Origin of the sequence: Kocuria tytonis (assembly GCF_003226895.2) — a bacterium.
In the GTDB taxonomy this organism is placed as follows: domain Bacteria; phylum Actinomycetota; class Actinomycetes; order Actinomycetales; family Micrococcaceae; genus Kocuria; species Kocuria tytonis.
This window is the reverse complement of sequence record NZ_PNJG02000001.1, coordinates 699,341-718,963: the sequence shown is the minus strand read 5'-3', so window position 1 is coordinate 718,963 and position 19,623 is coordinate 699,341. Positions and strand designations below refer to the sequence as shown.

Below are 19,623 nucleotides of genomic sequence, written 5' to 3'. Positions count from 1 at the left end.
AAGGACAACGGCCCCATGGTCAACCCCGTGAGCTCCACCCCCCGAGCGGACAAACCGGTCGCGTGGCTGTGGATCCAGATGATCCTGGACTCCGTCGCGTGGATCGTGGCGCTGTGGGTGGCCGTGCTGCTGCGCTTCGAGCTGCACGTGGAGCTCGTGTCCGTGGGCGGGGTGGTCGTCGCGTGCCTCGCGGCCGTGGTGCTGCAGCTGCTCGTGGGCTTCTCGTTCGCCCTCTACAAGGGGCGGTACTCGTTCGGCAGCTTCGAGGAGGCCAAGCTGCTGGTGGTGGTGACGGTCATCGTCACCGCGCTGCTGGAGGGCATCCTGCTGGTCTTCGGCGTGACGCTGTGGATCCCGCGCTCCCTGGGGTTCATCGCCTTCCCCTTCGCGTGCCTGCTCATGGCCGCGTTCCGCTACCTCAAGCGGATGTACCAGGAGTCCACGGCGAAGCCCGGTGACCAGGCGCAGCACGTGGTGGTCTTCGGTGCCGGGGCACTGGGCACGTTCCTGGTGCACCGCATGATGCAGGACCCGGCCTCCGGTTTCCTGCCGGTCGCGCTGCTGGACGACGACCCCGCCAAGAAGCACCTGCGGATCTCCTCCGTCCCGGTCATGGGCACCCTGCACGACGCCGCCTCCGTCCTGGAGCACACGCGCGCCGGGGTGCTGATCGTCGCCCTCTCGGACGTGGACCCCCGCACCATGCAGCGCGTCTCGGACGCCGTGGCGGGCACCGGGACCCGCGTGATGACGGTCCCGCCCCTGAACGAGATGCTCACGGGAGCGAACCAGAGCGTGGACCTGCGGGACATCTCCATGGAGGACCTCATCGGCCGGCGGCCCGTGGACATCCACGTGGAGGCGATCGCCGGGTACGTCACGGGCAAGCGGGTGCTGGTCACGGGGGCGGGGGGCTCCATCGGGTCGGAGCTGTGCCGCCAGCTCGTGGGCTTCGAACCCGCGGAGCTCATCATGCTGGACCGTGACGAGTCCGGGCTGCAGGCCACCCAGATCTCCATCACCGGGCGGGGGCTGCTGGACGGCAACGACACCGTGCTGTGCGACATCCGGGACGCGGAGTCCCTCACCCGGGTCTTCGAGGACCGCCGCCCCCAGGTGGTCTTCCACGCGGCGGCCCTGAAGCACGTGTCCCTGCTGGAGCAGTACCCGGACGAGGCGTGGAAGACCAACGTGATGGGCTCGCTGCACGTGCTGAGCGCCGCCGCCGCCGTGGACGTGGACGTGTTCGTGAACATCTCTACGGACAAGGCCGCCAACCCCACCACGGCGCTGGGCCACTCCAAGCGCGTCGCGGAGAAGCTCACCGCCTGGACGGGGGACCGCACGGGCAGGCGCTACGCCTCCGTGCGCTTCGGCAACGTGTTCGGCTCCCGGGGGTCCATGCTCCCGCTCTTCGCGGAACAGATCCGCCAGGGCGGTCCCATCACGGTGACCCACCCGGACGCCACCCGCTACTTCATGACCATTCCCGAGGCCTGCCAGCTCGTGATCCAGGCCGGCGCGATCGCCCGCGGGGGAGAGGTACTCATCCTGGACATGGGCGAGCCCGTGCGGATCATGGACATCGCCCAGCGGCTGCGCTCGATGTCCGGACGCGAGGACATCCGCATCGAGATCACCGGACTGCGCCACGGCGAGAAGCTGCACGAGGACCTGATCGGCGCGGGGGAGACCGACGAGCGGCCCTTCCACCCCAAGATCTCGCACGCCAGGGCCGAACGCCTGGACCCGGCCAACCTGGACCGCCACGTCTGGAAGGTCCGCGGCGGCATGCTGTTCACGGGGTCCATCCCGCAGGTGGCCCCGAGCACGCAGCCCCGGATCACCGACTTCTCGGTGCCGCGTGCCGCGGAGTGCGCGGCGGCGTCGTCGACCGGGGGTCGCGGCCCGCGGGACGGCGGCAGCCACGCGGCGGGGGCGCCCGGGCGGACGGGCGGGCGGACGACACCGCGCACGGACTCCCCGGAGGACGGCGCGGAGGAGGGGACGCGGAAATGAGTATCGCCGCCTTGCTGCAGGGGGTCGTCACGGCCCGTGCCCCCGGCGCGGCCGTCCCACAGCCGCCCGGTCTCGTCACGGGACCCGCGAGTCTCGACGACGCGCGGGCGCTCGAGCTGCTCCTGCACCTCGCCCCGTGGACCCTGGGACTGGCCCTCGTGCTGTCCGCCGTGCTGCCGTTCGCGGTCAAGCCGTGGCTGACCCGCTGGGGGATCATCGACATCCCCTCCGACCGCTCCTCCCACTCCAGGCCCGTGCTGCGCGGCATGGGTCTCGCGGTGGCCATCGCACTCGTCGTCACGTACGCGGGTGCGCTGCTCACGGGCCTGATCCCCGTGGACCGCTCCATCGCGCTCGCGGTGCTGGCCATGACCGCGGCCGCTGCGGCACTGGGCTGGGCGGAGGACTACCGCGGGGTCTCCATCGGCGTCCGGCTCGCCGTGCAGGGTCTCATCGGCGCCCTGGGAACCGCCGCGCTGATCGTCACGCTCGGCATCCCCGCGTGGTGGTGGCCCGTGGGCGTGGCCGCCACCGTGGCCTACATCAACATCGCGAACTTCATGGACGGCATCAACGGCGTCTCGGGACTGCACGGCGCCGTGGTCGGACTGTTCTACGCCTGGGCGGGCGGTGTCAACGACATGCCCTGGCTGGTGTGCGCGGGACTGGCGCTCGCCGGCGCGTTCCTCGGGTTCCTGCCGTGGAACCTGGGGCGCGGCACGGTCTTCCTGGGGGACGTGGGCTCGTACGTCCTGGGCGGGGCCGTCGCGGCCACCGCCATCGGCGCGTTCCTCTCCGGGGTGTACGTGGAGTACCTGCTGCCGCCGCTGCTCGTGTACCTCGCGGACACCGCCGTGACCCTGGTGCTGCGGATCCGGCGCGGCGAGGTCTGGTACAGACCGCACCGTCAGCACGTCTACCAGCGGCTCACGGACGCGGGACTGTCCCACGTGCAGTCCGCCCTGGTGGTCACCGCGGCCAGCGTGCTGGTGAGCGTCATCTCCGTTGCCGGGCTGCGCGCGAACGGCGCGGGATCGGCGCTCGCGGGTCTCGCCGTGGTGCTGGTGCTCGTGGCCTACCTCGTGTCACCCGCCGTGCTGACGCACGCCCGCCCGCGCGCCCGGAGCGAGCGGTCATGACCGCACGAGAACGCGGCGCCCCCCGGACGGAGTCCTACGGCAGGGGAGTCCGCGCGGGCTCCCTGCTGGTCGCCGCGGCCGCAGCGGCGGCCGTCGCCGTGGCCTTCGGCGCCCACGTCCCGGACACCGCTCGCTCGCTGCTGTTCGGCGCGGGACTCGTGGCCCTCAGCTCGGCGGCCTCGGTGCTCGTGGCCGCCCAGATGTTCCGGGTGGCCCCGGCGGCCACCGCGCCGGCACTCGCCGCGCTGTACCTGCTCAAGGTCCTCGCGCTCGGCTGGCTGCTCCTGGTCCCGGGCCCCCCCGGATGGCTGGTCCCGGGCGCGTTCCTGGGTTCGGCCCTCGCCGTGCACGTGGTCGCCACCGTGTGCTTCGTCGTGCTCGTCCGGCGGGTCTCCGGCCACGCGGCCCGTGACCTCGCATTGCAGCGGGCGGCGGAGCACGACGACGCCGCGCCGCCCCCTCCCGCCCCGCGCGTCGCCGATGCGGCGCACCTCGCCGCACCCGCGGCCGGGACCGCCGGTGCGGTCGCGTGCCCCGGCGACACCGACCGCCACCCGCCATCCACCCGAGAGATGAGGACACCGTGAACCCGTCCCCGGACGCACCCGAGCCCCGCGGGCCGCGGGATCTGCGCGGCCTCAACCAGAAGCTCGCGGACTCGGCCCGCAAGGACACCCTGTACACGGCGGGGGAGCTCGTGGAGCGCGGCGGACTGGGTGGCGGGATCGCCATTCTGCTGTATGTCGTGGTCGGTGCGGCGTTTTGGAGTTTGATAGGCTGGCTCCTGGATCACCTACTGGGAACACGGTGGATTGTGATCGCGGGAGCTGTCTTCGGAGCGGCCGCCGGGGTGTACCTCGGCTACCTTCACATGAGGGACGCCTTGAACCGCAGCGATTCCCCGTAAAAGACCCCGTCGGAGACAAGGAAGTCATCTGATCTGGGCCCCGGCCCGGAGTGTGACCGGTCTGGATACCGCAGAAAGGACCCGTATTGAACCCCGCCCTGAGGATTCCGGCCGAATTCGTGGCCCCTTCCACGGAAGACGCGCATCTTCCCCCGTTCTTCGAAGTGGGGTCCTTCGCCTTCGGCAAGCAGTCTCTGCTGATCCTTCTGTCGGTGGTTCTGATCGCCGGCCTCTTCATGTTCCTGATCCGTCGCCGGGCCATGGTGCCCTCCAAGGGCCAGTACGTCGGCGAGATGGGCTACGGCCTGGTTCGCAACCACCTGGGCCGGGACATCATCGGTGAGAAGGACTTCCGGCCGTACGTGCCGCTGCTGTTCAGCTTCTTCTTCTTCATCCTGGTGAACAATCTCTTCGGGTCGATCCCCGTGCTCCAGCTTCCCACGCTGTCGCACCCGGGTTCCGCCTACGTGCTGGCCGCCATTGCCTACGTCGTGTGGGTCGGCGTGGGCATCAAGCGTCACGGTCTCGGCCACTTCATGGTCAAGATGACCATGCCGCCGGACGTCCCCAAGTTCCTCTACGTGATCCTGATCCCGCTCGAGTTCCTCTCGAACATGATCATCCGCCCCGTGACGCACGCGCTGCGTGTGTTCGCCACGATGTTCGCGGGCCACATGGCCATCATGGTCGCAGCCGCGTTCATGGCGTACCTGGCCACCGAGGTGGGCGGCGTGCTCGGCATCGCCGGCTCCGGGTTCGGTCTCGTGCTGGGACTGTTCATCTACTTCCTGGAGGTTCTGATCCAGATCCTGCAGGCCTACATCTTCACCCTGCTGTTCGCCGTGTACGTACAGGGCGCACTGCAGGAGGGGCACTAGCCCCACGAAGGAGCGCCGCCTCCGGGCCGCTCACTTGACCATCGTCCGTTCACGGTTCTCGTAACGGCACCACCGCTCGCTCCTGCGGGCACCCAGAAAGGAAATATCCACAATGGAAGGTTCGCTTAGCGTCATTGGCTACGGTCTCGCTGCCATCGGCGGTGGTATCGGTGTGGGTCTCATCTTCGCCGCCTACATGCAGGCCGTCGCTCGCCAGCCCGAGTCCCAGCGCGTGATCCAGCCGATGCTGTTCATGGGCTTCGCCGTGGTCGAGGCCCTCGCCATTCTGGGCTTCGTCCTGGCGCTGCTCTGAGGCACCCCTCAGAACACGCCCTAACTAGAGAACAGGAATCGAGCTCATGAACGCACTGGTGTTGGCAGCCGAGGAGGCGAAGAGTCCTCTCTTCCCCGACCGCTGGGAAATGCTGATCACCTTCATCGGGTTCGTGATTCTGCTCTTCATCGCGTTCAAGTTCATCGTCCCGGCGTTCGAGAAGGTCTACAAGGACCGGGCGGACGCCATCGAGGGTGGACTTGCCAAGGCGAAGGCCGCTCAGGCCGAGGCCAAGGCAGCACGCGACGAGTACAACCAGCAGCTCGAAAGTGCCCGGCTCGAAGCCCAGAAGATCCGCGAGGAAGCTCGCTCCGAGGGCGAGAAGATCCTGGCGGACTTCAAGGACCGGGCCAACCTGGAATCCGCACGGATCACCGAGAACGCACACAAGGCCATCGAGGCCGAGCGTGCGGCGGCCGTGGTCTCCCTGCGGGACGAGGTCGGCACTTTGGCAACCCAGCTCGCGTCCAAGATCGTCGGGGAGTCCCTGAACGACGACGACCGCGCCAACCGCGTGGTCGATCGCTTCCTGGCGGACCTGGATGCCGAGCAAGGCCGCACGGGAGCTGCACGGTAATGGCAGAAGCATCGAACGAACCCTATCGTCCACTCACCGTGGACCTGGACTGCTGGGCCTCGCACGCGAGCCCCGAGATCGCGCAGCACCTGTTCGCGATCCTGGACATCGTGGACGAGAACGGCGCTCTGCGCCGCGCCCTCACGGATCCTTCCCGCTCCGCCGCCGACCGCGCCCGCCTCGTGCACTCGCTGCTCGACGGCCGGGCGAACGGGAGCGCAGTGGACGTCGTCGCGGATCTCGCATCCCAGCGCAGCGCCTCCGAGCGCGAGCTGGGGGACGGGATCGAACGGGCGGCGGTGCTGATCGCGGCGGCGGCCGCGGAGAACCGCGGGGGCGGCAGCGCCCTCGAGGGGCTCATGGACGAGCTGATCCGGTTCAAGTCCATGCTGGACCGCTCCCCGGAGGTGCAGCGGGCGTTCTCGGACTCCCGCGCCGACGCGCGGGCCAAGGTCACCCTGGCCCGTCGGCTGCGGGCACCCGGCTCCGAGGAGGCGGCGCTGCTGATCGAGCGCGCCGTGAGTGCACCGCGTGGGTCCTTGCCCGGGCGGCTGCTCGAGCACTTCGCCCAGTGGGTCGCGGACCGGCAGCAGCGGTGGATCGCCCACGTGGAGACCGCCCGTCCGCTGCGCGAGGACCAGCTGGCCAGGCTGCACGACGGCCTCAACCGGCTGTACGCACGGGATTTGAAGCTCACCACGGAGGTCAACCCCTCCCTGGTCGGCGGTCTGCGCGTGCAGGTGGGCGAGGAGATCATCGACGGCTCGGTCACGCACCGACTGGCTCGGCTGCAGCAGCGGATCGGAGCCTGATCCTCTCGTGGAGCGGGGATCGCGGGGAGTCGGTCGATGCCGGCATCTCGTCGCGTTGCCTCCACGGGCCGCTCACGCGGTCGCAGGGCGATGGGGCAACGCATCGCGACAAGAACAAGCCTGGTCATTGCTCACGCGATGATCACACGACGTAGAGAGCAGGGACAGCAGATGGCCGATGTGACCATCAATGCCGACGAGGTCCGTAGTGCGCTGAACGAATTCGCGGCGTCCTACGACCCCGGCACCGTGGAACGAGTAGAGGTGGGGCGCGTGTCGTCCGCCGCGGACGGTATCGCGCACGTGGAGGGTCTGCCCTCCGTCATGGCCAACGAGTTGCTCAAGTTCGAGAACGGGGTGCTGGGCCTGGCCCTGAACCTCGACACCCGCGACATCGGCGTCGTGGTGCTGGGCGACTTCCAGGGCATCGAGGAGGGCCAGGAGGTCCACCGCACCGGTGAGGTGCTCTCGGTCCCGGTGGGCGAGGGGTACCTCGGCCGCGTGGTCGATCCGCTGGGCGAGCCGCTGGACGACCTCGGACCCATCGCGACGGACGGCCGCCGCGAACTGGAGCTGCAGGCTCCGGGCGTGACCATGCGCAAGTCCGTGCACGAGCCGCTGCAGACCGGCATCAAGGCCATCGACGCCATGATCCCGATCGGCCGCGGCCAGCGTCAGCTCATCATCGGCGACCGTCAGACGGGCAAGACCGCGATCGCCGTGGACGCCATCCTGAACCAGCGCTCCAACTGGGAGTCCGGTGACGTGGACCAGCAGGTGCGCTGCATCTACGTGGCCATCGGTCAGAAGGCCTCCACGATCGCCGCCGTGCGCCAGACCCTCGAGGACAACGGCGCGCTGGACTACACCACGATTGTGGCCGCTCCCGCCTCCGAGTCCGCCGGTCTGAAGTACCTGGCGCCCTACGCCGGCTCGGCCATCGGCCAGCACTGGATGTACGGCGGCAAGCACGTGCTGATCGTGTTCGACGACCTCTCCAAGCAGGCCGAGGCCTACCGCGCCGTGTCCCTGCTGCTGCGTCGTCCGCCGGGACGCGAGGCGTACCCCGGTGACGTCTTCTACCTGCACTCCCGTCTGCTGGAGCGCTGCGCCAAGCTCTCCGACGAGCTCGGTGCGGGTTCCATGACGGGTCTGCCCATCATTGAGACGAAGGCCAACGACGTCTCGGCTTTCATCCCGACCAACGTCATCTCCATCACCGACGGCCAGATCTTCCTGCAGTCGGACCTGTTCAACGCCAACCAGCGTCCCGCCGTGGACGTGGGCATCTCGGTGTCCCGCGTGGGTGGCGCGGCGCAGGTCAAGGCCATGAAGAAGGTCTCCGGCACGCTGAAGCTGGACCTGGCCTCCTACCGGTCCATGCAGGCGTTCGCGATGTTCGCCTCGGACCTGGACGCCGCGTCCCGCCAGCAGCTGACCCGCGGTGAGCGGCTGATGGAGCTGCTCAAGCAGCCCCAGTACACGCCGTACCCCGTGGCGGACCAGGTCGTCTCGATCTGGGCCGGCACCACCGGGCAGCTCGACGACGTCGAGGTGGCGAACGTGTCCGAGTTCGAGCGCGCCCTGCTGGACCAGGTCCGCCGCACCACGAACGTGATGGACTCGATCAACTCCACGGGCAAGCTCGAGGGCGACGCCGTGGAGGCGCTCAAGACGGCCGTTGCGGAGGTCAAGCGGGACTTCCACGGTTCCAAGCACGGCATCGAGCCGGGTGTCGAGGAGCACGAGTCCCTCGGTGCGACCGCTGTGAACCAGGAAACGATCGTCAAGAAGTAGCCGTCGAGGTGGTGCGCCGGGGCCCGGCGCACCACCGCGGTGCCGAAAGGAAATTTCATGGGAGCGCAGATTCGGGTCTACCGACAGAAGATCGCATCCACCTCGTCGATGAAGAAGATCTTCAAGGCGATGGAGATGATCGCGACCTCGCGCATCAACAAGTCCCGTCAGAGTCTCGAGGGTGCGTACCCGTACGCCAACGCGCTGACCCGCGCGGCCTCCCAGATCGCCACGCAGCACAACATCTCCCACCCGCTGACCACGGTCCCGGACCAGGTGCGGCGCTCCGCCGTGGTGGTCTTCACCTCGGACCGCGGTCTCGCGGGCTCCTACTCCTCCAACGTGCTCAAGCGCACGGAGGAGCTGCTGGAGCTGCTGCGCTCGCAGGGCAAGGAGGTCCGCGTGTACCTCGTGGGCCGCAAGGCCAAGGCGTACTTCGACTTCCGGCACCGCGACTACGACGAGTTCTGGACGGGCAACACGGACAACGCGAGCACCGAGCGCGCCGAGGAGCTCACGGAGCAGCTGATGCACGACATCAACGCCCCCCACGAGGACAACGGTGTGGACGAGGTGCTGCTGGTGTACACGCAGTTCAACTCCATGGTGGCCCAGGAGCCCCGCGTGCTGCGCCTGCTGCCGCTGGAGGTCGCGGACGCGAACGACCTCGGCGACGAGGTGTCCGAGCGCTACGACTCCCTCGAGGAGACCCACAACAACTTCGAGTTCGAACCGAACCCGGAAGAGGTCTTCAACGAGATCCTGCCCCGGTACGTGAAGGCACGCATCTACTCGGCGCTGTGCCACGCGGCGTCGAGCGAGCTGGCGTCCCGCCAGCGGGCCATGAAGGCCGCCGGTGACAACGCCACGGAGCTCATCAAGAAGTACACGCGTCTGATGAACAACGCCCGCCAGGCGGAGATCACCACCGAGTTGACCGAAATCGTCAGTGGCGCCGAGGCCCTCTAGGCCCGCGCTCCCCATTGCCAGCCGAAACGAAGTGAGAGAAATGACTGCCACAATCAACGACCAGGCCGCCCAGCCGGTCTCGGGCGCCGGCGTGGGCCGCGTCGCCCGAGTGATCGGACCCGTGGTCGACGTCGAGTTCCCCGAGCACCAGGTTCCGGGTCTCTACAACGCTCTGACCGCTGACTACGACTTCAACGGCAAGCCGCGCCGGATCACCTTCGAAACCGCCCAGCACCTCGGCAGCAACGTGGTCCGCGCGATCTCGCTGCAGCAGACCGACGGTCTGGTGCGCGGCACCCCCGTGCAGGACACCGGAGCCCCCATCTCCGTGCCCGTGGGCGACGTGGTCAAGGGCCACATCTTCAACGTCCTGGGTGACGCCCTGGACATGCCCACCGACGAGCTGGACATCCAGGAGCGCTGGCCCATCCACCGCAAGGCGCCGTCCTTCGCGGAGCTCGAGGGCAGCACCGAGATGATGGAAACCGGCATCAAGTCCATCGACCTGCTGACCCCCTACATCCAGGGCGGCAAGATCGGCCTGTTCGGCGGCGCCGGCGTGGGCAAGACGGTGCTGATCCAGGAGATGATCACCCGTGTGGCCCGCAACTTCGGCGGCACCTCGGTGTTCGCCGGCGTGGGCGAGCGCACCCGTGAGGGCAACGACCTCTGGGTGGAGATGGAAGAGGCGGGTGTGCTCAAGGACACCGCCCTCGTGTTCGGCCAGATGGACGAGCCGCCCGGAACGCGGCTGCGCGTGGCCCTGACCGGTCTGACCATGGCGGAGTACTTCCGTGACGTGCAGAACCAGGACGTGCTGCTGTTCATCGACAATATCTTCCGGTTCACGCAGGCCGGTTCCGAGGTGTCCACCCTGCTGGGGCGCATCCCCTCCGCCGTGGGCTACCAGCCCACGCTCGCGGACGAGATGGGCGTGCTGCAGGAGCGCATCACCTCCACCCGCGGCCACTCCATCACGTCCATGCAGGCCATCTACGTGCCCGCGGACGACTACACGGACCCGGCCCCGGCCACCACGTTCGCGCACCTGGACGCCACCACGGAGCTCTCCCGTGAGATCGCCTCGCGCGGGCTGTACCCCGCGATCGACCCGCTGTCCTCCACCTCCCGCATCCTGGACCCCCAGTACGTGGGTCAGACCCACTACGACGTGGCCACCCGCGTCAAGGGGATCCTGCAGGAGAACAAGGAGCTGCAGGACATCATCGCGATCCTCGGCGTGGAGGAGCTCTCCGAGGAGCAGAAGGTCGTGGTGTCCCGCGCCCGCCGCATCGAGCAGTTCCTGTCCCAGAACACCTACACCGCGAAGCAGTTCACGGGTGTGGAGGGCTCCACGGTTCCCCTCGCGGAGACCATCGAGGCCTTCGGCAAGATCTGCGACGGCGAGCTGGACAACGTCCCGGAGCAGGCGTTCTACAACGTGGGCGGTCTGGACGACGTCATGCGCCGCTGGGACGAGATCAAGGCCGAGACGGGCGAGAAGTAAGCCATGGCCGAGCTGATCGTGGAAATCGTCGCCCTGGACCGCAAGATCTGGACCGGTGCCGCGCGCCTCGTGCGCGTGCGCACCACCGAGGGCGACATCGGCATCATGCCGGGTCACGAGTCCATGGCGGGGCTGCTCAAGCCGGGGGAGTTCGCGATCGACCGCGTGGACGGTGACCGGCTGCGGGGTCGCATCGACTCCGGGCTGCTGTCGGTGGACAACAACCGCGTGACGGTCGTTGCCGACAACGTCTCCCTGGACTCGCAGACGCGGTCCGCCTGACCCGGACCGCACCGGTCGACGTCGACCCTCGCGCCCTGCCCGGGGTGCGGGGGTCGACGTCGTTCGCGCACCAACCCGTGCGGGTGCCGCCCGCGCGTCCGCCCCGGCCCCGCGACGTCGCGTGGCCGGCGCCCTAGGAGGAAACGTGGAAGAGAAGATCGAGGTACACGGCCCCACCGTGGTGGACGGTGAGCTGCCCGTCTACGGCGCGAAGAACAGCGTGCTCAAGCTCATGGCGGCGGCCCTGCTCGCACCGGGTCGCTCGACGATCACCAACGTCCCGGAGATCCACGACGTGACGGTCATGGCGGAGCTGCTGCGCCGGCTCGGCTGCGACGTCTCCTACCGGGCCGGCGAGCACGTGGTGAGCATCGACGTCCCCGAGCAGCTGGGTCACCAGGCGGACTACGACCTCGTGCGGGCCATGCGGGCGTCCATCTCCGTCCTCGGCCCTCTCATGGCCCGCTGCCACCGCGCGGAGGTGGCGCTGCCCGGCGGTGACGCGATCGGTACCCGTGGGCTGGACATGCATCGCGCGGGCCTCGAGGCCATGGGGGCGCAGCTCAGCATCGAGCGCGGCTTCCTCCTGGCCAGCGCCCCCGGTGGTCTGCGCGGGGCCACCTACCGTCTGGGGTACCCGTCGGTGGGGGCCACCGAGAACCTCATGACGGCGGCCACCACCGCCCAGGGCGTGACCGTGCTGGAGAACGTGGCGCGGGAACCCGAGATCGTGGACATCGGGAGCATGCTGCAGGCCATGGGTGCGCGGATCGAGGGTCTCGGGTCCACCACGATCACCATCACGGGTGTGCCCGCGCTGCACCCCGTGACCCACCGCACGGTCCCGGACCGCATCGTGGCCGGCACCTGGGCCTTCGCCGCCGCGGTCACGGGCGGTCGCGCGGAGATCATCGGTGCGGAGCCGGAGCACCTGGGGGTGGTCCTGGAGAAGCTGCGCGCGGCCGGATGCGACATCGACACCTCGCAGGGCCGCTTCGTGGTGAGTGGGCCGGCACGCCCGCGCGCGATCAACGTGTCCACGCTGCCGTACCCCGGATTCCCCACGGACCTGCAGCCCTTCGTGGTGGCACTGAACGCCGTGGCCGAGGGCTCCGGCATCATCACGGAAAACGTCTTCGAGGCACGCTGGGGATTCACGGCGGAACTCGAGCGGCTCGGGGCACGGGTGCGCCTGGACGGCCACCACGCTCGCGTGGACGGTGTTCCCGCCCGTGACCTCTCGGGGGCGCCGGTGGAGGCCATGGACATCCGGGCCGGCGCCGCGCTGGTGATCGCCGGCATGGCGGCGGACGGTGTCACGGAGGTGTCCGGCGTGGGGCACATCGACCGCGGGTACGAGCACTTCGTGGAGCACCTGGCCGGTGCGGGCGTGGCCGTGCAGCGGCGCATGGCCCGCGGCTGGAGCTGAGCCCGCAGCCTGCGCATGAAAAAACCCCCGTCACCGGCGAGGTGGCGGGGGTTTCGTTCGAGGGGGACTGTCAGAGGACGGTCACGCCGGTGGCCTGGGGGCCCTTCTGGCCCTGGCCGATCTCGAACTCGACACGCTGGTTCTCTTCGAGGGTGCGGAAGCCGCCCGACTGGATTTCGCTGTAGTGCACGAAGACGTCGCCATCAGCGTCGTCCGGCGTGATGAAGCCGAAGCCCTTTTCTGCGTTGAACCACTTAACGGTGCCCTGAGCCATAATGGGGCATCTCCTTCTGGAGTATGTAGTGCGTGCACATGGATGTGCACCTGAACTGGTACCGCGAGAAGGCTGTGGATGCGGCTCACGAAAATGTTGTGCCACAGCGCCAGTCAGAACTTCACGCCCGCTACCATTCCTGCGAGCATGTCAAACATGATGCGAGAACACCACAAGCATCACACACTGTGACGCGGCGGTCAACAGTCGTCAGAGGGCCCGGCGCGTGTGGCAGGGCGCGGATTCCGGGCCGTCCGACCGCGTCCCGGGGTCGCGTGGGACGGCCGGTGCACCGGCCGTGCGCGTGGCCGCGGCGGGCGTCCCGGTCCGCATCCAGAGCGGTCGGGACCGCTCTCAGAACAGGCGGGACTCGGTGTCCACGGTGCCTCGCATCTCCTCGTAGTCCAGACTGAGGCACTCGATGCCCCGGTCACGGGCGAGCGTGCGCGCCTGGGGCTTGATCTGCTGGGCGGCGAGAACGCCGCGCACCGGTCGCAGCAGGGGATCGCGGTTGAGCAGCTCCAGGTAGCGGGTGAGCTGCTCCACGCCGTCGATGTCCCCGCGCCGCTTGAGCTCCACGGCCACCGTGGCGCCGTTCGCGTCCCGGGCGAGGATGTCCACGGGCCCGATCGTGGTGGGGTACTCCCGCCGGACCAGGGAGAAGCCCTCTCCCAGCCGGGTGATCTGCTCCGCGAGCAGCCGCTGCAGGTCCGCCTCCACCCCGTCCTTGACCAGGCCGGGGTCCGCACCGAGGTCGTGGTGCAGCTGGCTGTGGACGGTCATGACGTGGATGACCAGGCGGTCGTCCGACTTGCCCGCCCGGACCTCCCACACCTCGTGCACGCCGTCGGCGGTCTCGTCCTCGGAGGGCTCGCGCACGCGCAGGGTGGCGGGTGGGCTCATCCAGTTCAGCGGCTTGTAGGACCCACCGTCCGAGTGGATCAGCACGGAGCCGTCGGCCTTGAGCATGATGAGCCGACGTGCCAGTGGCAGGTGGGCATTGAGGCGTCCCTCGTACCGGACGGAGCAGTCTGCAATCACTAAACGCACCCGGACAGCCTACCGGGCCCGGCCGGTCACGAACGGCGAGCGCGGCGCCGCGGCCGGGAGTGCGGCGTCGTGCCCGGGTCAGCGGGCGTCCTGGCGCGGCACGAACACCTCGCGCACGAGCAGCAGCCCGGCCGCCGCGGTGGGAATCGCGATCAGTGCGCCCAGCACGCCCCAGAGGGCCCCGCCCGCGGCCACGGCGATCACCGCCACCGCGCCGGGGACCGCGACCGCGCGGGCCATGATGCGCGGGGAGACCACGTAGGCCTCGAGCTGCAGGTACGCGAAGTAGCACACCGCGTAGGGCACCACGGTGTCCCAGCCGCCGATGGTGGCCACCAGGCTCACCAGCACGCCCGCGATCACACCGCCCACCAACGGGATGAACGCCAGCACGGCCACGAACAGCACCAGCAGGGAGGCGTAAGGGACGCCCGTGACGGTCATCAGGACGAATGCCACGGTGGCGTTGATCAGCGCCACGCACGCCTGGCCCATCACGTAGTTGCCCACGCCGTTGATCATCCGGTCACCCAGGTCCGTCACGCGGGCCCGCTTGCTCGCGGGCGCCAGGCGGTAGCACCAGGCCTTGATGGTGGGCCACGAGAAGAGGAAGTAGAGGGTCAGGGCCATGACGATCAGGGTTCCCGTGATGGCGTTGAGCACCACGCCGCTCGCGTTCACCACGGAGCCGAACATCCCGCCGAGGAGGTTCTCGTCCGAGGCGATCTTCTCCTGGAGGCCGGTGGCTGCCTTCTGCACGGAGGCGGCGATGTCGAAGCGCGCATCCAGGGTGTGGAAGAGCTGGGAGTGCATGAAGCGGTCCACGAGCTCCGGTCCGCGGGCGGCGAGCTGCTGCGCCTGCTCCACCATGCGCGGGACGAGCACCATGATGAAGGTGGTCACCACGAGCGCGAGGGCCACGATCACGGCAATTCCGGCCGGCGCGCGGGGCAGACCCTTGGACTCCAGCCACCGCACCAGGGGGTCGAGCCCCAGGCTGATGAACGCGGCGGTCACGATCCAGCCCACGAGTCCGCCCACGTTGGTGAGGACGTAGTAGCCGAGCAGCGCGATGCCCACACCCACGGTGAGCATGAACCCGGTCTGGACGGGGTGTGACCTGACGGGCACCGGGTGGTCCCACGGGGCGCGCCGCTGCTCGGACTCGCCCTGGGCGGGTTCGGGCGGCACCTCGAACCTCTGGCGCGAGGGCCGGAAGCGTGCGGGCGTCTGACGGGGTCCGGGGGTTGTGCTCACGCCGGAAGCGTACATCGCCGGGCCGGCGGGACATCCCCCTCGGTGCCCACCCATAATGGGGGCAGCAGACGTCCTCGGGCCCTCGCACGCCCGGGACCAGTGACGACGACGGCCCGCCCCTCGTCCGGGCGGGCCCCAGGAGGTATCCATGAGCGAGTTCTCCCGATCCCCGCAGCCCGGTCACGCCCGGCCCGGCCAGGCTGCCGGTCCCCAGCCCACCGGCCGCCCGGCGGCCTCGGAAGCCGCGCCTGCGGACCCGGCAGTGCCCGCCTCGGTGCGGGGCGCCGTGGACCTGGGGGCGGCGACCGGAGCGGGACGGCCCGGCGGGCAGGCTCCCGGGAACGCGGCGTCGTCCGCCGGCGGGGCGAGCTACCGCGTGGAGCTGACCACCGCCACCTTCCAGAAGTACGCGGAGGCCTCCACCAGCTACCCGGTGGTCGTGGTCCTGCACTCGCCGCAGAGCCCGGAGTCCCAGAGCTTCGTGGACGTGGTGTCGCGCGTGGTGGACGAGTTCCAGGGCAGGCTGCTGCTGGGCACGGTGGACGTCTCCGCCGAGCCGCAGATCGCGCAGGCGTTCCAGGCGCAGAGCGTTCCCACGGTTGTGGCGCTGCTGGGCGGGCGCGTGGTGCCGCTCGTGAACTCCACGGTCCCGGAGCAGCAGCTCCGCGAGCTGCTGGGCGAGCTCGTGGGTCTCGCGCAGCAGAACGGTGTGTCCGGCACCGCCGAGCCCACCTCGCAGGACGAACCCGCCCCGCTGCCGCCGCTGCACCGGGAGGCCGTGGAAAAGCTCGAAGCGGGAGACCTGGACGGCGCCGAGGCCAGCTACGAGAAGGCGCTCGCCGAGAACCCGGGGGACCACGAGGCCAAGCTCGCGCTCGCGCAGGTGCACCTGCTGCAGCGCGTGAGCGCCATGGATGCCGCGACGGTCCGGGAGGCCGCGGCGTCGGACCCGTCCGACCTGCAGGCGGCCCTGGACGTCGCGGACCTCGACCTCTCCGGGGGGCACGTGGAGGACGCGTTCCGCAGGCTGCTCACCCTGGTGCGCACCACGGCCGGGGATGACAAGGACGCCGCACGGGCTCGGCTGGTGGAGCTCTTCGACGTCGTGGGCGCCGACGACCCGCGAGTGGTGGCCGCCCGCGGCCAGCTGATGCGCGTGCTGTTCTGAGTCGCGCCCCCGGGCGCGGCCCGGGGCCGGGCGGGGGCAACGCCGTGCCCGGCGCAATGCCCGGCCCCGGCTGCGGACTTCAGTAGGTTGGGGGGCATGAGTCACCCACCGAACGGACCCACGACGCCGCGCCGCGAGCCCGCCCACGACACCCGACACGACGCGCACCCCGCGCGACAGCACGCGCCCGCCCCGGAAGGAGCGGGCGCGTCGTCGTCCACGGGCACCACGAGCCCCGGTGCGCCGCCCCCGGCCGCGGACGAGGAACGCCCCGCGCCGCGGACGCACCCGGTTCCGGTGCACGACGCCGCTGCCGCCCTGGTGGTCCGGGACCTCACCAAGGTCTACGGCCACGACGGGCGCCCGGCCGCGGACCGCGTGGACCTCACGGTGCCGCGCGGCTCGTTCTACGGACTCGTGGGCCGCAACGGCGCGGGCAAGACCACCACGCTGTCCATGGCCACGGGCCTGCTGCGGCCGACCTCCGGCCAGGTGCTCGTGGGCGGTGGGAGCCGTGACGAGCTCGTGGACGTGTGGCGGGACCCGATCACCGCCAAGCGCCGCATGGGCGTGCTCCCGGACGGCGCTCACCTCTTCGACCGGCTCACCGGCCGTCAGCTCGTGGCCTACTCGGGCTTGCTGCGCGGCATGGACCGGCAGCTGGTCGAGGACCGCACCGAGGACCTGATCGTCGCCATGGACCTGCAGGACGCCGCGGGCCGCCAGGTGCAGGACTACTCGGCCGGCATGACCAAGAAGATCGCCCTGGCCGCGGCCATGATCCACGCGCCCAGCCTGCTGGTGCTGGACGAGCCGTTCGAGTCCGTGGACCCGGTCTCCGCCGCCAACATCCGCTCCCTGCTGCACCAGTACACGGAGTCCGGCGGCACCGTGGTGGTCTCGAGCCACGTGATGGACCTGGTCCAGCGCATGTGCGACCACGTGGCCGTGATGGACCAGGGCCGTGTGCTGGCCCAGGGCACCATGGCGCAGGTCTGCGACGGCATGTCCCTGGAGGACCGCTTCGTGTCCTTCGTGGGCGGTCGCACCGAGGCGGGGGAGGGGCTGCAGTGGCTTCGTCCGGAGTGAACCCCGACCCCGCAGTGCAGGACGCTGCGGACCCCGGCGGGCACCCCGCCGATCCGCCCGCACCGTCGGGCGAGGGCCCGGCGATCGTTCCCGACGCCGCCGTCCCCGACTCCGTGCGTCCGGCGCCGTCCGGGCAGGAGCGCGTGACCCACCGGATGGGCGTGCTCGAGGAGGCCCGGCGGCTCGCCGGGCTGAAGTGGCGCATCCTGCGCAACACGCTGACCCGCAGCACGTGGGTCCTGGTGGGCACCATCCTGGGTGGGCTGTACGCCCTGTTCATCCTGGGGGTGTTGCTGATCGGGATGGTCTTCCTCGGCACCGAACCGCTCGCGGTCGTGACCACGGCCTCGGTGGTCGCGGGCAGCGCGGTCCTCGTGGGCTGGTGGTTGATGCCCGTGCTCACCTCCAAGGCCGATGCCACGCTGGACCCCTCCCGGCTCGCCCTGTTCCCGCTGAGCACCACGGGGCTGCTGGCCGGTCAGGTGCTCGGCGCGGTGATCGGGATCCCCGGTGTGCTCACGGTCGTCGCGCTGCTCGGGTGGCTGTCCACCTGGCGGGCCTCGCCCGCTGCAGTGGTCGCCGCGGTGGTGTGCGCCGTGCTGGCCGCGCTGCTCGCGTTCACGGGTGCACGCTGCGCCTCCGCGCTCGCGGCCCGGATCGCCAAGGGGCGCCGTGCCACCGAGACGATCTCGATCGTGAGCCTGCTGCTCATCGCCCTCCTGGGTCCGATCTTCACGTCCCTCGCCTCCGGGGTGGAGCGGGTGTGGGACCGGCTGCCCGGCTGGGCCGCCGTGCTCGGCTGGACCCCGCTGGGTGCGGTCTGGGCCGTCCCCGGTGATGTGGGGGCGGGCCACTGGGGTGCCGCCCTGGCCCGGCTGCTCATCGTGCTGGCCACGCTCGCCGCACTCGTCGCGGTGGCGCGGTTCGCGCTGGACCGTGCTCTGGCCGACGCCGCCGGGGGAGCCGCCCGCGCCACCGGCAAGTCGCTCACGGGCATCGGGGCGTTCGACCGGTTCCCCGCCAGGCCCTGGGGCGCCGTGGCCGCGCGGAGCCTGATCTACTGGTTCAAGGACCCGCGGTACTCGGCGTCCCTGCTGATGATCCCCGCGATCAGCGCGGCCCTCTGGTTCCTGGGGAGCGACTCGGGATTCTCCATGTGGGTGCTGCCCATGATGATCGCCCTGCTCATGTCCTACGCGATCTCCGCGGACATCTCCTACGACAACACCGCGTTCAGCCTGCACCTGCTGGCGTCCGTTCCGGGACGAGCCGATCGGCTGGGTCGGGTCGTGGCCATGCTGATCGTGGCCACCCCGCTCGTGGTGCTGGGCGTGGTGCTGTGGCTCGTCCGGGTGCAGCAGTGGCCCGCCCTGCCCGCGATGCTCGGAGTGTGCGCGGCCCTGCTGCTGGGCGGGGGCGGCGTGGTCTCGGTGGTTTCCGCCCGCTACACCTATCCGACACCGCCCCCGGGGGCCTCGCCCATGAAGACCCCGCAGGGGTTCACGATCCTCAACCTCGTGCTCCAGTTCGTGCTCATGGGCCTGATGGTGCTGCTCGCGCTGCCGCCCCTGGTGCTGCTGTTCGTGCACCTGGGTTCCGGTGACCCCCTGTGGAGCTGGGCGGCTCTGGCCGTCGGTCTCGTGGAGGGCGCCGTCCTGCTGTGGCTCGGAGTGCGGCTGGGCGGGAAGTGGCTGGACGCCCGCGGTCCGGAACTGCTGCAGGAGGTGGCCGGCTACCGGTGAGCCGGGATTCCCGGCGGGGGCCACGGGGTACAGTGGTGGACATGGAAACCACCGACGTCCAGCACCTCGGGGCCCCCTCCGCGCGGACCCGCAGGGTGCTCCTGAGCACCGAGTCCGGGACCGAGACCGTGGGGGGAACCGCCACGATCGAGCGGGAGGAGACCCGCCAGTTCGCGGAGCCCGGTGACCACGAGCGGTTCGCCCACTACGTCCGCAAGGAGAAGATCATGGAGTCGGCGCTGTCCGGCGAGCCCGTGATCGCCCTGTGCGGCAAGGTGTGGACCCCCGGACGGGATCCCCAGCGCTTCCCGGTGTGCCCGGAGTGCAAGGAGATCTACCAGGGCCTGCGCCCCGGCAAGGACAAGCCCGAGAACTGACCAGCACCACCGCACC

At 70.1% G+C, this 19,623-nt stretch carries 20 protein-coding genes; 17 read left to right on the top strand and 3 right to left on the bottom strand.

Annotated elements, in window-relative coordinates; all coding sequences use genetic code 11:
- The first annotated feature begins 15 nt into the window (after positions 1-15).
- The 13 genes from C1C97_RS03205 (at position 16) to murA (ending at position 12,650) form a co-directional block, all read left to right on the top strand.
- Positions 16-2,019 carry a polysaccharide biosynthesis protein gene (locus C1C97_RS03205; RefSeq protein ID WP_233542688.1) on the top strand — a complete coding sequence of 668 codons (2,004 nt, stop codon included), beginning with the start codon at positions 16-18 and terminating at the stop codon, positions 2,017-2,019.
- The gene (locus tag C1C97_RS03200) at positions 2,016-3,158 is read left to right on the top strand and encodes an MraY family glycosyltransferase (RefSeq protein ID WP_199712162.1); all 1,143 of its coding nucleotides are present in this window, start codon (positions 2,016-2,018) and stop codon (positions 3,156-3,158) included. The genes C1C97_RS03205 and C1C97_RS03200 overlap by 4 nt, the downstream gene beginning before the upstream one ends.
- A complete protein-coding gene (locus C1C97_RS03195) occupies positions 3,155-3,745 on the top strand; it encodes a hypothetical protein (RefSeq protein WP_121029956.1) in 591 nt (196 codons plus the stop codon). Before C1C97_RS03200 ends, C1C97_RS03195 begins: the two co-directional genes overlap by 4 nt.
- Positions 3,742-4,065, top strand: coding sequence for a hypothetical protein (locus C1C97_RS03190; protein ID WP_199712161.1), 324 nt, complete (start codon positions 3,742-3,744; stop codon positions 4,063-4,065). Before C1C97_RS03195 ends, C1C97_RS03190 begins: the two co-directional genes overlap by 4 nt.
- Before the next feature lie 86 nt (positions 4,066-4,151).
- Positions 4,152-4,943 carry a F0F1 ATP synthase subunit A gene (atpB, locus tag C1C97_RS03185; RefSeq protein WP_055084924.1) on the top strand — a complete coding sequence of 264 codons (792 nt, stop codon included), beginning with the start codon at positions 4,152-4,154 and terminating at the stop codon, positions 4,941-4,943.
- Positions 4,944-5,055: 112 nt separating this feature from the next.
- Complete coding sequence (locus tag C1C97_RS03180) at positions 5,056-5,256, top strand: ATP synthase F0 subunit C (protein WP_016996283.1); 201 nt, start codon at positions 5,056-5,058, stop codon at positions 5,254-5,256.
- 46 nt (positions 5,257-5,302) lie between these two features.
- Positions 5,303-5,854, top strand: coding sequence for a F0F1 ATP synthase subunit B (locus C1C97_RS03175; RefSeq protein WP_121029955.1), 552 nt, complete (start codon positions 5,303-5,305; stop codon positions 5,852-5,854).
- A complete protein-coding gene (locus C1C97_RS03170) occupies positions 5,854-6,666 on the top strand; it encodes a F0F1 ATP synthase subunit delta (RefSeq protein ID WP_121029954.1) in 813 nt (270 codons plus the stop codon). Before C1C97_RS03175 ends, C1C97_RS03170 begins: the two co-directional genes overlap by 1 nt.
- A 171-nt stretch (positions 6,667-6,837) precedes the next feature.
- Complete coding sequence (gene atpA / locus C1C97_RS03165; protein ID WP_110919712.1) at positions 6,838-8,463, top strand: F0F1 ATP synthase subunit alpha; 1,626 nt, start codon at positions 6,838-6,840, stop codon at positions 8,461-8,463.
- Between the two features lie 57 nt (positions 8,464-8,520).
- Complete coding sequence (locus C1C97_RS03160; protein WP_110919711.1) at positions 8,521-9,432, top strand: F0F1 ATP synthase subunit gamma; 912 nt, start codon at positions 8,521-8,523, stop codon at positions 9,430-9,432.
- Between the two features lie 40 nt (positions 9,433-9,472).
- On the top strand, positions 9,473-10,939 hold the full coding sequence (gene atpD / locus C1C97_RS03155; RefSeq protein ID WP_121029953.1) for a F0F1 ATP synthase subunit beta: 1,467 nt from the start codon (positions 9,473-9,475) through the stop codon (positions 10,937-10,939).
- Positions 10,940-10,942: 3 nt separating this feature from the next.
- Positions 10,943-11,221 carry a F0F1 ATP synthase subunit epsilon gene (locus C1C97_RS03150; RefSeq protein WP_110919709.1) on the top strand — a complete coding sequence of 93 codons (279 nt, stop codon included), beginning with the start codon at positions 10,943-10,945 and terminating at the stop codon, positions 11,219-11,221.
- Between the two features lie 145 nt (positions 11,222-11,366).
- On the top strand, positions 11,367-12,650 hold the full coding sequence (gene murA, locus C1C97_RS03145; RefSeq protein ID WP_121029952.1) for a UDP-N-acetylglucosamine 1-carboxyvinyltransferase: 1,284 nt from the start codon (positions 11,367-11,369) through the stop codon (positions 12,648-12,650).
- Between the two features lie 70 nt (positions 12,651-12,720).
- Here murA and C1C97_RS03140 read toward each other — a convergent pair whose 3' ends face one another.
- The 3 genes from C1C97_RS03140 to C1C97_RS03130 form a co-directional block, all read right to left on the bottom strand.
- Complete coding sequence (locus C1C97_RS03140; protein WP_110919707.1) at positions 12,721-12,924, bottom strand: cold-shock protein; 204 nt, start codon at positions 12,922-12,924, stop codon at positions 12,721-12,723.
- Between the two features lie 354 nt (positions 12,925-13,278).
- Positions 13,279-13,974, bottom strand: coding sequence for an endonuclease NucS (gene nucS / locus C1C97_RS03135; protein WP_121029951.1), 696 nt, complete (start codon positions 13,972-13,974; stop codon positions 13,279-13,281).
- A 78-nt stretch (positions 13,975-14,052) separates the two neighbouring features.
- Positions 14,053-15,231, bottom strand: coding sequence for an AI-2E family transporter (locus tag C1C97_RS03130; RefSeq protein ID WP_233542687.1), 1,179 nt, complete (start codon positions 15,229-15,231; stop codon positions 14,053-14,055).
- 148 nt (positions 15,232-15,379) lie between these two features.
- Between C1C97_RS03130 and C1C97_RS03125 the strand changes: the two genes are divergently transcribed.
- The 4 genes from C1C97_RS03125 (at position 15,380) to C1C97_RS03110 (ending at position 19,607) form a co-directional block, all read left to right on the top strand.
- Positions 15,380-16,399 (top strand): tetratricopeptide repeat protein, encoded by a 1,020-nt coding sequence (locus C1C97_RS03125; RefSeq protein WP_121029950.1) that lies wholly within the window; start codon positions 15,380-15,382, stop codon positions 16,397-16,399.
- A gap of 96 nt (positions 16,400-16,495) precedes the next feature.
- Positions 16,496-17,488, top strand: coding sequence for an ABC transporter ATP-binding protein (locus tag C1C97_RS03120; RefSeq protein ID WP_110919703.1), 993 nt, complete (start codon positions 16,496-16,498; stop codon positions 17,486-17,488).
- Positions 17,470-19,230, top strand: coding sequence for a hypothetical protein (locus C1C97_RS03115; RefSeq protein WP_233542686.1), 1,761 nt, complete (start codon positions 17,470-17,472; stop codon positions 19,228-19,230). Before C1C97_RS03120 ends, C1C97_RS03115 begins: the two co-directional genes overlap by 19 nt.
- Before the next feature lie 32 nt (positions 19,231-19,262).
- Positions 19,263-19,607: a DUF3039 domain-containing protein gene (locus tag C1C97_RS03110; protein ID WP_199712160.1), complete on the top strand. Its 345-nt coding sequence runs from the start codon at positions 19,263-19,265 to the stop codon at positions 19,605-19,607.
- Positions 19,608-19,623 lie beyond the last annotated feature (16 nt).